Origin of the sequence: Enterobacter sp. RHBSTW-00994, assembly GCF_013782625.1 — a bacterium.
Classification (GTDB): domain Bacteria; phylum Pseudomonadota; class Gammaproteobacteria; order Enterobacterales; family Enterobacteriaceae; genus Enterobacter.
The window spans coordinates 2,930,828-2,945,177 of record NZ_CP056199.1; the positions used below are offsets into that span (position 1 = coordinate 2,930,828).

General features: G+C 50.4%; 18 protein-coding genes and 1 pseudogene. 11 read left to right on the forward strand and 8 right to left on the reverse strand.

Annotated features, from left to right (window positions below; all coding sequences use genetic code 11):
• Positions 1 to 105: 105 nt before the first annotated feature.
• From fliL to rcsA, 8 genes and pseudogenes are all read left to right on the forward strand, one after another.
• On the forward strand, positions 106 to 573 hold the full coding sequence (gene fliL / locus HV346_RS14160; RefSeq protein WP_181619956.1) for a flagellar basal body-associated protein FliL: 468 nt from the start codon (positions 106 to 108) through the stop codon (positions 571 to 573).
• A 4-nt stretch (positions 574 to 577) separates the two neighbouring features.
• Positions 578 to 1,582 carry a flagellar motor switch protein FliM gene (fliM, locus tag HV346_RS14165; protein ID WP_181619957.1) on the forward strand — a complete coding sequence of 335 codons (1,005 nt, stop codon included), beginning with the start codon at positions 578 to 580 and terminating at the stop codon, positions 1,580 to 1,582.
• A complete protein-coding gene (gene fliN / locus HV346_RS14170; RefSeq protein WP_181619958.1) occupies positions 1,579 to 1,992 on the forward strand; it encodes a flagellar motor switch protein FliN in 414 nt (137 codons plus the stop codon). Before fliM ends, fliN begins: the two co-directional genes overlap by 4 nt.
• A 2-nt stretch (positions 1,993 to 1,994) precedes the next feature.
• Positions 1,995 to 2,369 carry a flagellar biosynthetic protein FliO gene (gene fliO / locus HV346_RS14175; RefSeq protein ID WP_181619959.1) on the forward strand — a complete coding sequence of 125 codons (375 nt, stop codon included), beginning with the start codon at positions 1,995 to 1,997 and terminating at the stop codon, positions 2,367 to 2,369.
• Positions 2,369 to 3,106, forward strand: a complete 738-nt coding sequence (gene fliP, locus HV346_RS14180; protein ID WP_181619960.1) for a flagellar type III secretion system pore protein FliP — start codon at positions 2,369 to 2,371, stop codon at positions 3,104 to 3,106. Before fliO ends, fliP begins: the two co-directional genes overlap by 1 nt.
• A gap of 10 nt (positions 3,107 to 3,116) precedes the next feature.
• A complete protein-coding gene (gene fliQ, locus HV346_RS14185) occupies positions 3,117 to 3,386 on the forward strand; it encodes a flagellar biosynthesis protein FliQ (protein WP_003859587.1) in 270 nt (89 codons plus the stop codon).
• 7 nt (positions 3,387 to 3,393) lie between these two features.
• A pseudogene (fliR, locus tag HV346_RS14190) lies at positions 3,394 to 4,186 on the forward strand (flagellar biosynthetic protein FliR); the annotation flags it as partial.
• 287 nt (positions 4,187 to 4,473) lie between these two features.
• Positions 4,474 to 5,097: a transcriptional regulator RcsA gene (rcsA, locus tag HV346_RS14195; RefSeq protein ID WP_181619962.1), complete on the forward strand. Its 624-nt coding sequence runs from the start codon at positions 4,474 to 4,476 to the stop codon at positions 5,095 to 5,097.
• 93 nt (positions 5,098 to 5,190) lie between these two features.
• Here the strand turns inward: rcsA and dsrB are convergent, their stop codons facing one another.
• Complete coding sequence (dsrB, locus tag HV346_RS14200; RefSeq protein WP_181619963.1) at positions 5,191 to 5,379, reverse strand: protein DsrB; 189 nt, start codon at positions 5,377 to 5,379, stop codon at positions 5,191 to 5,193.
• A 129-nt stretch (positions 5,380 to 5,508) separates the two neighbouring features.
• Between dsrB and yodD the strand changes: the two genes are divergently transcribed.
• On the forward strand, positions 5,509 to 5,721 hold the full coding sequence (gene yodD / locus HV346_RS14205) for a YodD family peroxide/acid resistance protein (protein WP_181619964.1): 213 nt from the start codon (positions 5,509 to 5,511) through the stop codon (positions 5,719 to 5,721).
• A 305-nt stretch (positions 5,722 to 6,026) separates the two neighbouring features.
• Complete coding sequence (locus HV346_RS14210) at positions 6,027 to 6,836, forward strand: mannosyl-3-phosphoglycerate phosphatase-related protein (RefSeq protein ID WP_181619965.1); 810 nt, start codon at positions 6,027 to 6,029, stop codon at positions 6,834 to 6,836.
• On the opposite strand, the gene dgcQ is transcribed toward HV346_RS14210, so the two are convergent.
• The 3 genes from dgcQ to HV346_RS14225 form a co-directional block, all read right to left on the reverse strand.
• On the reverse strand, positions 6,821 to 8,521 hold the full coding sequence (gene dgcQ / locus HV346_RS14215) for a cellulose biosynthesis regulator diguanylate cyclase DgcQ (protein WP_181619966.1): 1,701 nt from the start codon (positions 8,519 to 8,521) through the stop codon (positions 6,821 to 6,823). The genes HV346_RS14210 and dgcQ overlap by 16 nt on opposite strands.
• A gap of 106 nt (positions 8,522 to 8,627) precedes the next feature.
• Positions 8,628 to 8,810 carry a DUF2158 domain-containing protein gene (locus tag HV346_RS14220; protein ID WP_181619967.1) on the reverse strand — a complete coding sequence of 61 codons (183 nt, stop codon included), beginning with the start codon at positions 8,808 to 8,810 and terminating at the stop codon, positions 8,628 to 8,630.
• A 78-nt stretch (positions 8,811 to 8,888) separates the two neighbouring features.
• Positions 8,889 to 9,800: a DUF808 domain-containing protein gene (locus tag HV346_RS14225; protein WP_181619968.1), complete on the reverse strand. Its 912-nt coding sequence runs from the start codon at positions 9,798 to 9,800 to the stop codon at positions 8,889 to 8,891.
• Positions 9,801 to 9,977: 177 nt separating this feature from the next.
• Here HV346_RS14225 and yedA point away from each other — a divergent pair, with 177 nt between their 5' ends.
• Positions 9,978 to 10,877 carry a drug/metabolite exporter YedA gene (gene yedA / locus HV346_RS14230; RefSeq protein ID WP_181619969.1) on the forward strand — a complete coding sequence of 300 codons (900 nt, stop codon included), beginning with the start codon at positions 9,978 to 9,980 and terminating at the stop codon, positions 10,875 to 10,877.
• Here yedA and HV346_RS14235 read toward each other — a convergent pair.
• The 4 genes from HV346_RS14235 to drpB are packed head-to-tail and all read right to left on the reverse strand — an operon-like array spanning position 10,852 to position 13,836.
• Positions 10,852 to 11,355, reverse strand: a complete 504-nt coding sequence (locus HV346_RS14235) for a very short patch repair endonuclease (protein ID WP_181619970.1) — start codon at positions 11,353 to 11,355, stop codon at positions 10,852 to 10,854. The two genes, yedA and HV346_RS14235, sit on opposite strands and share 26 nt — an antisense overlap.
• Positions 11,336 to 12,769, reverse strand: a complete 1,434-nt coding sequence (locus HV346_RS14240) for a DNA cytosine methyltransferase (protein WP_181619971.1) — start codon at positions 12,767 to 12,769, stop codon at positions 11,336 to 11,338. Before HV346_RS14240 ends, HV346_RS14235 begins: the two co-directional genes overlap by 20 nt.
• Positions 12,770 to 12,812: 43 nt before the next feature.
• Positions 12,813 to 13,514, reverse strand: a complete 702-nt coding sequence (locus HV346_RS14245) for a phosphohydrolase (RefSeq protein WP_181619972.1) — start codon at positions 13,512 to 13,514, stop codon at positions 12,813 to 12,815.
• 52 nt (positions 13,515 to 13,566) lie between these two features.
• On the reverse strand, positions 13,567 to 13,836 hold the full coding sequence (gene drpB, locus HV346_RS14250; protein ID WP_181619973.1) for a cell division protein DrpB: 270 nt from the start codon (positions 13,834 to 13,836) through the stop codon (positions 13,567 to 13,569).
• Positions 13,837 to 14,350 lie beyond the last annotated feature (514 nt).

A 14,350-nucleotide genomic window follows, 5' to 3' on the forward strand; every position in this document is an offset into this window, starting at 1 on the left:
ACGCCAGAGGTAGCGTGATTATCTCCGTCTTTTCCACGCTTTGACGTAAGCAGGACACGGGATAATCACCTCATTAGCTGTACCGAAACAGGAAGCTCGTATCAGATGACTGACTCCGCTATCACCAAAAAAAGTAAGCGTTCCATCTGGATCCCGCTGCTGGTGTTGATCACGCTCGCAGCCTGCGCAACCGCAGGCTATAGTTACTGGCGCATGCAGCAGGAACCTACTGCAGCAGCCAAAGCTGAACCCCCGCCACCGCCGGTCCCGGTATTTTTCCCACTGGATACCTTTACCGTTAACCTGGGTGATGCGGATCGTGTGCTGTACATCGGTATTACGCTACGTCTGAAAGACGAGGGAACCCGTTCCCGTCTGAATGATTACCTGCCGGAAGTGCGCAGCCGTTTGCTGTTGCTGTTCTCTCGTCAGGATGCCTCGACGCTTGCTACCGATGACGGAAAGCAAAAGCTGGTCGAAGCCATCAAACAAGCATTGGCCGCTCCGTTGGTCAGTGGTCAACCTAAGCAGGAAGTCACTGACGTTCTGTATACAGCCTTCATTCTGCGGTAACGACATGGGCGACAGTATTCTTTCTCAGGCAGAAATCGACGCGCTGCTCAACGGCGATAGCGATAAAAGTGATGACCCGCAACCGGGGCTCGGTGGCGATAGCGATATTCGTCCCTATGACCCGAATACACAGCGGCGCGTGGTGCGTGAGCGTCTTCAGGCACTGGAGATCATCAACGAACGTTTTGCACGACAGTTCCGTATGGGGCTGTTCAACCTGTTGCGTCGTAGCCCGGACATTACCGTCGGTGCGATCCGCATTCAGCCGTATCATGAGTTCGCCCGCAACTTGCCGGTGCCAACCAACCTTAACCTGATTCATCTGAAGCCTCTGCGCGGAACCGGGCTGTTCGTGTTTTCTCCGAGTCTGGTTTTCATCGCAGTAGATAACCTGTTCGGCGGTGATGGTCGCTTCCCGACGAAAGTCGAAGGACGTGAATTTACCCACACTGAGCAGCGTGTCATCAACCGCATGCTGAAACTGGCGCTGGAATCTTATAGCGACGCATGGAAAGCGATTAACCCGCTGGAAGTGGAATATGTCCGTTCTGAGATGCAGGTGAAATTCACCAATATCACCACCTCTCCGAACGACATCGTCGTGAACACGCCATTCCATGTGGAAATCGGTAACCTGACCGGTGAGTTTAATATTTGTCTGCCATTCAGCATGATTGAACCGTTGCGCGAGCTGCTGGTGAACCCACCGCTGGAAAACTCCCGTAATGAAGATCAGAACTGGCGTGAAAATCTGGTGCGTCAGGTGCAGCATTCACAACTCGAGCTCGTGGCGAGCTTCGCTGATATCTCATTGCGGTTATCACAGATCCTGAAATTACAACCCGGTGATGTTCTGCCGATAGAAAAACCCGACCGCATTATTGCCCATGTGGATGGTGTCCCCGTACTGACAAGTCAGTACGGCACAGTAAACGGCCAGTATGCGTTACGCGTTGAGCACTTGATCAACCCGATATTGAATTCGCTGAATGAGGAACAGCCCAAATGAGTGACATTAACAATCCGTCCGATGAAAACAGCGGAGCACTGGACGATCTGTGGGCTGACGCGTTAAACGAGCAAAAAACGACACCCGCTAAAAGTGCAGCAGATGCTGTCTTCCAGCAGTTGGGCGGTGGTGACGTTAGCGGGACGCTTCAGGATATCGACCTGATCATGGATATCCCGGTCAAACTGACCGTGGAACTGGGCCGTACCCGCATGACCATTAAAGAACTGCTGCGCCTGACGCAGGGTTCTGTGGTAGCGCTTGACGGCCTGGCCGGTGAACCACTGGATATTCTGATCAACGGTTATCTGATTGCTCAGGGTGAAGTTGTGGTCGTGGCCGATAAATATGGCGTGCGCATCACCGACATCATCACGCCGTCTGAACGTATGCGTCGTCTGAGCCGTTAAGAATGAAAACGGAGGCAACAGTATCGCACCCTTCCGCCGTCCCGGATTCACCGCTACTCCAGGTGAGCGGCGCACTGTTCGGTATTATTGCCTTTATTCTCATCGCCGCCTGGCTGGCAAAGCGCTTTGGCCTGGCGGGGAAAACGGCCACTGCTCGCGGCCTGAAAGTCAGTGCCAGCACATCGCTTGGGCCACGTGAACGTGTGGTGATTGTTGATGTTGAAGATGCACGACTGGTGTTGGGCGTGACCGCATCACAGATCAATGTCTTGCATAAACTGCCTCCGGCGCCTGTCTCTGGCGAAACGGATGCAGAGAAACCTGCGGATTTTCAGTCCGTCATGAAGAGTTTGCTTAAGCGTTCCGGGAGATCCTGATGCGCCGTTTGTTGTCCCTTACGCTTGCAGGCGTTGGTCTGTTTGCTCCCGCCGTCTATGCACAACTGCCAGGTTTAGTCTCAACTCCCCTTGCCGGTGGCGGGCAGAGCTGGTCACTTCCGATACAGACTCTGGTGTTTATCACGTCGTTGACGTTTATTCCGGCAATCTTGCTGATGATGACCAGCTTCACGCGCATCATCATCGTATTCGGTTTGCTGCGAAATGCGCTCGGTACACCTTCCGCGCCACCTAACCAGGTTCTGCTGGGACTTGCACTGTTCCTGACCTTTTTCATTATGTCGCCGGTGATTGATAAGATTTATACCGACGCCTATCAGCCATTTAGCGAAGATAAGATTTCCATGCAGGTTGCACTGGAAAAAGGTGCTCAGCCTCTGCGCGAGTTCATGCTGCGTCAAACGCGTGAAGCGGATTTAGCCCTCTTTGCCCGTCTGGCCAATGCGGGCCCGATTCAGGGGCCGGAAGCTGTGCCAATGCGTATTTTGCTGCCAGCCTATGTCACCAGCGAGCTGAAAACGGCATTCCAGATTGGATTTACTATTTTTATTCCATTTCTGATTATCGACCTGGTTATCGCCAGTGTCCTGATGGCCCTCGGGATGATGATGGTTCCACCTGCAACCATTGCGCTGCCATTTAAGATTATGCTCTTCGTTCTGGTTGATGGCTGGCAGTTGCTGGTCAGTTCGCTGGCGCAAAGTTTCTACAGTTAAGGAGCGCGCAATGACACCAGAATCGGTCATGATGATGGGCACGGAGGCGATGAAAGTAGCTATCGCTGTTGCCGCGCCCCTGTTGCTTGTTGCCCTGGTTACCGGTCTGATTATCAGTATTCTTCAGGCCGCCACGCAGATTAACGAAATGACACTGTCCTTTATCCCAAAAATCATCGCCGTATTCGTGGCGATTATTGTTGCCGGACCGTGGATGCTGAATTTGTTGCTGGACTATATGCGCAATCTGTTTACCAACTTGCCGTACATCATCGGCTGATATCAGGATGCTGCACTTTACCAGCGATCAGTGGGTCCAGTGGCTTGGCGTCTATTTCTGGCCGATGCTGCGCGTGCTTGCGCTGATTTCAACCGCCCCAATACTCAGTGAAAAATCGATACCTAAGCGCGTCAAAGTTGGGCTGGGCATCATCATTACGATTATTATTGCCCCTTCGCTACCGCCTGTTGACGTACCTATTTTTTCAGCCAACGCGATTTGGCTCGCCTTGCAACAGATCCTTATCGGTGTTGCGGTCGGTTTTACCATGCAACTTGCCTTCGCCGCCGTGCGTACGGCGGGGGAACTCATCGGTTTGCAGATGGGCTTGTCATTCGCCACCTTTATCGACCCTGGAAGCCATCTGAACATGCCTGTGCTGGCTCGTATCATCGACCTGCTCGCCATGTTGTTGTTCCTCTCTTTCAATGGGCATCTGTGGCTGATCTCTATGCTGGTGGACACCTTCCACACGCTGCCCATTGGTGCGAGTCCTGTAAACAGTAACGCGTTTCTGGCGCTCACTCGAGCCGCAGGACTTATTTTCCTCAATGGTCTGATGCTGGCGCTGCCGATCATCACGCTTCTGCTGACCGTAAACCTGTCATTAGGTTTGCTGAACAGAATGGCGCCACAGCTCTCCGTATTTGTCATCGGCTTTCCGGTGACATTGACGGTCGGACTTTTATTAATGTCATTACTAATGCCACTTATCGCCCCCTTCTGCGAACATTTATTCAGCGAGATATTCAATCTTCTGGCGGATATTGTCAGCGAACTACCACGTAAATAATAACCCGCATTGTTTACATTGTCTTTCTGAGGATATTCCTAAAATAAAACATGAAAAACATCTTCCAGGATATATCTGGTGCGGTTTATTTGTTTCTAACCACCTCACAATACTTAATATTTACTTTACTTTAAGATGATTCCTGGCAAATTATACGTAACTTTACGGGATAGTGAGTTCGCCTGAAAGTCTTTGTCATGCTCACAGGTTATTAATTTTTTCCATCCCGTATGGCTGTTTATGAGCTCTCAGGCAGATGGTGAATTATCGTTACGCATTGAGTGAGGGTATGCCATGTCAACGATCATTATGGATTTATGCAGTTACACCCGGCTAGGGTTAACCGGGTATCTGGCAAGCAGAGGGGTAAAAAAGAGAGACATCAACGATGTACACACCGTTGACGAACTCTCAGCCGCTTGTGAAGAACACAAGCCTGGCGTGGTGTTTATTAATGAGGACTGTTTCATTCACGATCCAGCCAACAGTCAGCACATTAAGCAAATCATTAATCAGCATCCTAAAACTCTGTTTATTGTTTTTATGGCTATTGCAAATATTCATTTCGATGAATATTTGTTAGTTCGTAAAAATTTATTGATCAGCTCCAAATCGATTAAACCAGAGTCGCTGGATGACATTCTGGGCGATTATTTGAATAAAGAAGTAGAGAATGTAGGAGCGGTTAACTTACCCACCCTATCATTAAGCAGAACTGAATCAAGTATGTTGCGAATGTGGATGGATGGGCAAGGGACGATTCAGATCTCGGACCAAATGAATATCAAAGCAAAAACTGTTTCGTCACATAAAGGAAATATTAAAAGGAAAATTAAAACGCATAATAAGCAAGTGATCTACCACGTCGTCCGCCTGACAGATAATGTGACGAATGGTATTTTCGTTAACATGCGTTAGCACGCACAATACCTTTTAGCAATCACCTTGATCTCTGGCCTGGCCAGAGATTTTCGCATTTTGCCGGGAAAGCGCACGCCTCCCGACACAACACTATTCTGCGGTTTCAACAAAGATCCCGTCGGGATGTCCTGCTTCGTTAAAGAACCAAATACCAAGCGGGTAGTCTTCCAGCGATACCAGGTACATTGTGCCTTCATTAAACTGCTCTATCGCCAGCACCACGCCAGGGCGGCGCGGCCCACCGTCCGTTTTGACGGTTACCCGATCGTTGACCTTCATACATTCCTCCTGTGGTTTTGAGCCAGTGTAGAACAAAACACATTATCTGGCATCGCTCGCCCGGTGCGAATGACGTTTTTCTGAGCAGTCTATACTTACCCATGGAGAGGGTGGAATGAGGTACGTGTAATGAAGAGTGGTAAAGAGAGCAGTAACGTCGGCGTAAATGTCGATGCCCTACTTGCAGCAATCAATGAAATCAGTGAAAGCGAGGTTCGCCGTACGGAAGACGACCCCACGAGGGTGATTGTCAATGGAAGGGATTACCATACCTACCGCGAGCTGGCCGAGGCGTTTGAACTCGACATTCACGACTTTAGCGTGACTGAAATAAACCGCTGAAGTGAAAAAAATCCCGGTCATGGGGATGACCGGGATGAAACTTGCTAATGCAAGAAGCACTTGAAAATTCGTTACACCAGGAAATCTGATGTGCCGTAGCACAGTATCTCCAACATTTTTGTATGACAAGTAATTATTTCCACTATGAATGTTTAATTGAATCAATGAGATTTTTTTAATTATACGTCTGAGCGGCCATCCGATGCGGGTTGGCAGGGATCGATTCCAGGTCATCCTCCTTCTTATCGCCCCTTTTCATTTGGGAATAATCTTAGGAAGATCATCAATACGTTGCAGGAGTTACTATGCTTTCACTCCAGGATTCGCTGTTGATTTTCACCGATCTTGATGGAACGCTACTGGATGTGCATACCTACGACTGGCAGCCTGCGGCAGCCTGGCTGGACACGCTGCTGGATCACCAAATCCCGGTGGTTCTTTGCAGCAGTAAGACCGCTGAAGAGATTATTGATATTCAGCAAGATCTCGGTCTGGAAGGGCTACCGTTTATTGCTGAAAATGGGGCAGTCGTTCAGGCGGATATTCGCTGGGACGCATCCTACACCGCACCGCGACTTATACTGGGTGTACCACATAACGAAATTCGCCATGTGGTTGAACACCTCCGTCAACATCAAGGTTATCGATTCACCACTTTCGACGACGTTGATGAGCATACTGTCAGCCAGTGGACGGGCCTTAATCGTTCCCGATCAGGGCTGGCCCGCAAGCACGAAGCTTCCGTAACGCTGATCTGGCGCGATAGCGATGAGAACATGGTGCATTTTGAAGAGGCCCTTGTCAGGCAGGGTTTGAAATTCGTTCAAGGCGCACGCTTCTGGCACATTCTGGATGCCCGATGTGGCAAGGACTGGGCGGTTAAATGGGTCATTGAACAATACCGGCAACTCGACGGTATAGCCCTCACGACCATTGGCCTCGGTGATGGCCCTAACGATGCACCTCTGCTGGACAGCGTTGATTACGCCGTCATTGTGAAAGGGATAAACCGCCACGGTGTTCACCTTCTGGATGATCGCCCCGCGAGGGTTTATCACACTCAGCTACCCGGCCCTGCGGGTTGGCGTGAAGGGCTTGATCATTTCTTCTCGTGATCGTGCCATACCACCTGGTTGCGTCCAGATTGCTTGGCCTGATACAGACGTGCATCAGCGATAGACTGCAGCTGTTCAAAGTCATAATGACCTTTCTCTTGCGAGCCACTCACCCCCAGCGAGGCACTGACGCGTATTGTCGTGCTCTTTTTCACCAGAATCTCTTTGCTGTTAATGCGTGCGCGAATGCGCTCTGCAATCCCGGCGGCGGCCTCAAGCGTGATGCCTGGAAGCACAACACAGAACTCTTCCCCACCCACTCGCCCCGCCACATCATTACTGCGTAATCCGCTGGCAATTAACCCTGCGGCATGTGAAAGCACCTTGTCTCCGGCCTGATGGCCAAAGCGATCGTTAATGCTCTTAAAATGGTCCAGATCTATCTGAATCACCGCCAGCGGCAGTGACTTCTCCTGACACTGCACCGCCAGTATTTTAGCGCGCTCAAACAATGCATCTCGGTTATTCAGACGCGTCAGTGGATCATGCCATGCCTGCCACTGAAGCGAATGCTGAAGGGTATACATATTGCTCACCATTCGGCGGATGACCAGCCAGGAGATCAGCAGCATGGCGGTGAACAGCGCCCAAAGTAATGCCAGCGCGATGCTGATACTCCCAAAATCACCGCGCACGCCCTCATGCAGGGTGTGGATGCGCAGAACGACACCATCAAAATGGTCGAGCCGTTCCCAGGTTACAAAACGCGTTCCCATGCGAATTTCGCCCTGGGTATCGCTCTCAATAGCATGCGCTACCTGTGCCATTTCACGTTCATCAAAGCGATTAATATGACGGACAGAAGGTTCAGAAGAGGCAATCATATTGAGCCTGCTGTCGTAAAGCTGATACTCGCCTTCCGTATGATCATCCATTGCGTCCATCAGGAAGCGCTTCATGGTCGTTAAGGCAAAATCCATTGCGACAACGCCATACCAGTAGTGGTCATAATAGATTGGTACGCTTGCAGTAATTACCGGGGCATTGCCCGTGTACGCTGTCGGCGGAGAGACAAACCACCGTATCGCACGTGAACGATTTTCCCGCTCTGATTGTTGCGTAAACCAGGGCTGAGTGACGAACCGGTAGTAACGCGAGACGATATCAACGGTTTGAGATGTCGTGTCCGTAGAAAGATAAAAACCAGCACGCGAAATATAAAAAACCCGCTCTTCCCTTTGCGGTGACGAAGAGGCCAGACGGAGCAAATAGCCTAACTCAAGTGCCGCAGAAAGCTCGTTGTTCACCCGTTCGTCATCACGAGACAACAACGTTGTTTTTTCGACAAAAGCATCTGAGACGCCGTTTATCGGAAGTGTACGGTCTTTATCGACAGCAAGTTGCCAGAATGGCGTGTTACGTACCGTTTTAAAGCGAAAGACGGCATCATGCAGTACGCCAAAGGCAAGGGGTGTTTGCAGGGCATCACGCATGCTGTGACGGAAAAAAAGCAATTTATCAACATTAAACTGCAGTTGCCTGTCCAGTGCGTTGGCAACATTTTCCAGATGGTTACGTTGGCTGGATATATAAGCATCTTCCAGCACCACAACTTCACGCCAGGTCAATAGCGTGGAGAAGATCAAGACCACAAGAAAACAGAGATTCACAATCCGCCCTGGATTGCTTTGCTTTTGCAGCCACTGCAGAAAGGATCGTTTTACAACATAGGTATCACGCTGCACACACACTCCCTGATTACCCGTCTTCCCCTGCGTATACCCACCACGCGTGGAGACCTATGTAGAGACTCGCCAGTAAAAACGCCCGGACAAGCCGGGCGTTATGTGATTAAGCCTTGTCGCACTTTTGCCGTCCATCCCCCGGCTTGAGTTCGTCTTCACGAAACGCTTCTCGCTTGATGCCATAACCATCGTACCACCGGCATTCCACCATACCACTGGAATATCCGGTGACAATCATGCGAGGACCGCCCTTCTTAGGCTTAACTTCATCACTGACCAAAAAGACCATACCTGCCTCCTGTATCAGGGTGAAACTGTTTCAATTTAGACGAGGAATGGCCTTTTTGCATCCTTCAGGATGAAACAATTAGTGCGACGTTCCGCGGATCTTTCCGACAACCTTAACCGCCATGACGACGACGCCGCCAACGATAAACCCAAGAACCAGATTGAGCAGCGTCGGCAGGATTGCCGCCATCAACGCCCCCTGGGACGTTGCGAAATGTTCAATCGCATGGTGAAGTGGCGCAATACCATGTACCACAATCCCCCCTCCGACGAGAAACATCGCCAGCGTCCCGATAACGGACAAACTCTTCATCAACCAGGGAGCAAGGACCAGCAGTCCTCCACCAATCGCTTTCGCCACCTTACTGGATTTATCCGCCAGCCAGTAGCCGATATCATCCAGTTTGACGATGATCCCCACCAGACCATACACGCCCACGGTAACCAGAATCGCAATGCCGGACAGAATCAGCACCTGATTCAGCAACGGCGACTCAGAGACAATGCCCAGTGTGATCGCGACGATTTCTGCTGACAGAATAAAGTCGGTGCGAATGGCTCCTTTGATCTTATCGCGTTCAAACGTTTTTGGATCTTGTGCTGCAAGTGCCTCCAGTCGCTGCTGACGCGCCTCGGGCGTTTCTTTTTCTTTGCGGGAGGCCAGGGTATGCAGTACTTTTTCCACGCCTTCAAAGCACAGAAACGCACCCCCAACCATCAGCAAAGGCGTAATCGCCCAGGGAATGAACGCACTGATCAGCAATGCCAGCGGGACCAGGATCACTTTATTGAGGAACGATCCCTTTGCCACTCCCCACACAACCGGTAATTCCCGGTTTGCGCGAACACCGCTGACCTGCTGCGCATTAAGCGACAAATCATCACCCAACACACCCGCGGTTTTTTTGGCCGCCAGTTTTCCCATGACCGAAATATCATCCAGCAAGGTGGCAATATCATCCAGCAATGTTAACAAGCTACTTCCTGCCAAAATCTCTATCCTTCTTTTTTTGATAATTAAGTGAATAGTATGGAGCAAAAGTGAAAGCGCTGGAACAAGTGCTTTAAGTCAACAATAAATTCACATCAACGCCACAATTAAGGGCTCGCCAGCGCGATAGTTTTGACGTTTACTATGAGCGACCTTTTTATTCCGTCGTGAGGGATTATGCGTTTCCGGCACTTATTACCACTCATTGGAGCGCTTTTTTCGCTCTATATCATCTGGGGTTCGACCTATTTCGTCATTCGTATCGGTGTGGAAAGCTGGCCACCGCTAATGATGGCTGGCATTCGTTTTCTCTCTGCTGGCATTCTGCTGTTGGCTTTTCTACTGTTACGTGGGCATAAACTTCCCCCGTTACGACCGTTACTCAATGCCGCATTGATTGGTTTGCTGTTATTAGCTGTCGGGAATGGCTTTGTCACCGTAGCGGAACATCAAAATGTGCCATCAGGCATCGCGGCGGTTGTTGTGGCCACCGTTCCGCTGTTTACGCTCTGTTTTAGCCGCCTCTTTGGCATCCGTACCCGTAAACTGGAATGGCTGGGCATCGGAATTGGACTGGCCGGGATTATTCTGCTTAACAGCGGCGGCAATTTGAGCGGCAATCCCTGGGGGGCGTTATTGATTTTGATTGGCTCGATGAGCTGGGCGTTCGGCTCGGTGTATGGCTCACGTATCGAGTTGCCCTCCGGCATGATGGCCGGTGCAATCGAGATGCTGGCTGCGGGTATTGTACTGCTTACGGCCTCCATGCTGACCGGCGAGAAGTTAACGGCGATGCCGGACTTATCCGGTTTCCTGGCGGTGGGATATCTGGCCTTGTTTGGTTCGATCATCGCCATTAACGCCTATATGTTCCTGATCCGCAGTGTGTCACCTGCCGTCGCGACCAGTTATGCCTATGTTAACCCTGTTGTTGCGGTATTACTGGGAACAGGTTTTGGCGGAGAAACGTTATCAACCGTCGAATGGCTGGCTCTTGGGGTGATCATTCTTGCAGTTGTGCTCGTGACACTGGGCAAATATTTACTGCCCGCTAAACCCGTGGTGACACCTTGTTAGGCAGAGAAACCTTAACCATGTGAATGCCCTGAGTATCGATCTGCGCGGCTTGTCCGCCGTCGCAGATCCACTCTTCCAGTCGGTCGATTAACGCAACATCATCCAGCTTCATTTTGCCGCGTAGTGCACACTCCCAGACGACCAGAACCCGCCATCCCTGCGCAACAAGTGCGGCAATGTCCCGCGCATCTCGCGCAACGTTTTTGCCAATTTTATCCAGCCAGAATTCGGTTCGCGTGGCAGGAACCTTAAACAAATAGCAATGATGGTGATGCCAGAAACAACCGTGGGTGAAAATAATGCACTGGTACTCGTCGATGACAAAATCAGGACGGCCGGGAAGCGTCGCATCCTGCACCCGGAATGCAAAACCTGCCTGTGAAAGCCCTCTGGCAAGGCGCTTTTCAATCTCGGTATCACGCGTGCCTATCGCACGCATGTTTTTACTGCGCGTAGCCTTATTGTGCACATCCGTCATTAACGGCCTCACGCTGGCGAAGTTTGACCGCCTGTTTAATCCGCGACTCCAGCAGTTTTGCCACGGCCGCAAAAGCCGGAACCACGACTGAGTTGCCAAATTGTCGGTAAGCCTGCGTATCTGATACAGGGATGCGGAAACTGTAGCCTTGAGGCGTCTCAAACCCCATCAAACGGGCGCACTCACGTGGAGTCAAACGACGGGGACGATGGCGCTGGTTTTGCGGGTCGTCAAAGTCCTTCTCCCCTAGCGCTTTATCCCAGCCTCTGTCGATCAGGATCTCTGCGCCATCTTTATAGTAGCGAGCAGACAATGTTCGGGTAACGCAGTGTGGGTCTGTTGGGTCGACCATCCCAAAACCAAAGCCGTTGCCTTTCGCCTGGTGCTTTTTGGCATAACGGTAGAGATATTTCCACAACACGGGCGTCAGGATAAATTTTGCATCCACAACAGGCTCCAGCAGGCTGGCAAGTGATGGCCGGCGAGTTGGATATAAAGCCGGAATATCACGCAGGGTAAAATCACCGCGCAAATTGAGATCGCGACGGAATCCCACCAGCACAATGCGCTCCCGATGCTGAGGAAGAAAATGCTTACCATCAATAATTTTAGGGTCGTCAGCGCCCATATCCTGCGCATCAGCCACGTCATAACCCAGCTCATCGAGAGTTTGCATGATAATGCGGAAGGTTTTCCCCCCATCATGGCTCTTGAGATTCTTGACGTTTTCCAGCACAAAAATAGCCGGGCGGCGCGCATCAATAATACGGACAACATCAAAAAACAGCGTTCCCTGCGTATCGCAGGCAAAACCATGCGCACGCCCCAGTGCATTTTTTTTCGAGACCCCCGCAAGGGAGAACGGCTGACACGGGAATCCCGCCAGCAAAACATCATGGGCAGGGATCGTTGCGCGAATATGCTCTGCGGCCTCTTCATCCGTGACTCCGCTTTTGTGGCTCAACGTAACATCACGAATATCGGTATTAAAATGGTGAGCGGAAGGATCACAATACCAGTTGGCTTTATAAGTGCGCACTGCATGTTTGTTCCATTCACTGGTAAACACACATTGCCCGCCAATCGCTTCAAACCCGTGACGAATCCCCCCTATCCCGGCAAAGAGATCGATAAATCGGAAAGCATACGCCGGATGAGCTGCACAAGGCCGCGGCAGCAGATTCTGCAAGAGCCGAAACTCGCCGTCACTCATGCGATGCCCGGCGCGCTCACTGGTAAGCAGTCGTTTAAGAATCGCCGGGCTCCAGTGACTCTCACCGTGAGCCTCCAGCTGATTTGCCAGAGTTTTAGCATCATAAATGTCCAGCAGATGCTGCAATAACGCCTGCACAGCGGCCGTGGATTTCTCTGCCAGCTGAAGTTCGGGCTCAGTCACTGATCGATTTTCCTGCATTCTTTTAACCGGACAATAAAGACGGCGGACAGATTACCACAGTTCAGGATGTCAAACTGCGGCGGAAACGGCGTTGAACCTGGCTATCTAAACCCAGGCAATCCCCCTGTAATTCAGCGCTCAATTTGGCCATGAATTGGATCAGAAAATCGGCATTGTGGCGTGCCAGTTCACGGCCTATTTCTGTTTGCATCGTTTCGGGTAAACGGAGCAGCTTGGTCTGGAAATGATCGAGGGCAAATTTCCGGTCATCCAGCGTACGGGCATCCGCAAAGGGGTCCTCGGCATCAAATAATGCAACGCCAAGTGCACCAGACACAGCAAAAACGCGCGCCAGGCCAATAGCGCCTAATGCTTCTAGCCTGTCGGCATCCTGGACAATGCAGGCCTCCACCGTTTTTGGCGCAATCGCGGCGCTAAAGCTGTGCGCTTCAATGGCATGCTCGACGGCAGCATAGCTTTCTGTCGGAAAATCAGGGAAATCACGACTCAGAATTTGGCGAGTTTTACGTGCCGCTAACTGAGATGACTGACTGCGTTGCGGATGGTTTTTGGGCAGGCTAACAATGTCATGAAAATAGCACGCCGTGAGGACGACCAGGTGATCGACTGTTTGGTTAACCATGATGCGCTGCGCCGTCATCCAGACACGGCGGAAATGGGAAATATCATGTGCTGCGTCGTCCGTAGCATGATTTTCTTCAAGCCAACATTCGAAACGGTGTTGCCACTGAGAAAGTGTCATTATCACGTCCTGTCACCGGAAATCGCTACAATAACAACTTTTCTCAGCGCTATCACGAGTTGTCCGCACGAGGGCGCGTATACCAGGCAATCCCGCCCAGGATCAGTCCCACCGTACCCAGGACCAGGAAACCCAGCAATGCACCCAGCCATTTACCGCTGGTCGATCCTAAATCGCCCTCAACCACTGTACCAGACAGGGCTGGAATTTTACTGACAACCCACATATAGCGGACCATAGCCCAGACAAAGTAGCCGCAAAATGCGTAGAACACCCACAGGGCCAGTTTGCCTCCCAGGCTACGTTCGTTTTGTTGTTCCATCTTGAACCCTTACTCAACGGTCAATACGCGTGACCGTTTTCACATAGCACACACCATTTTGTGATATTTATCACATTTTGTCATTTAATGCTGCCATCGGCGACCCTTTCAAGCCATCAGTTTGCGTTAAGTTGATCTCAGGCAAGTTTTCCCGCGTCCCCCCTGATCCAGTAATACGAATGAGCATAATAGATGACACGTCTGATTTTATTGAATGATATGAATAAGTGAGTTCCTGGCATTTCAGAATAAAAATGCTGAGAAATATTTCCTGAAGAGTAAGTAAAAGTAATCATTACTGGACTCAAAAATAACACCATACTCATTATTTATATTTCAACCAGAAAACATAGATATCGCAACTAATATACAAATAAAAAATATCCACAAAACAACAATAAACATAGTAAATACATAATCATGCATTAAACTAATGCATTTCAAACAATCATTCATGTGAAAAATAAAGAGATAAATTGAAATATATAGAAATACTTTTTATCATTTAATTACA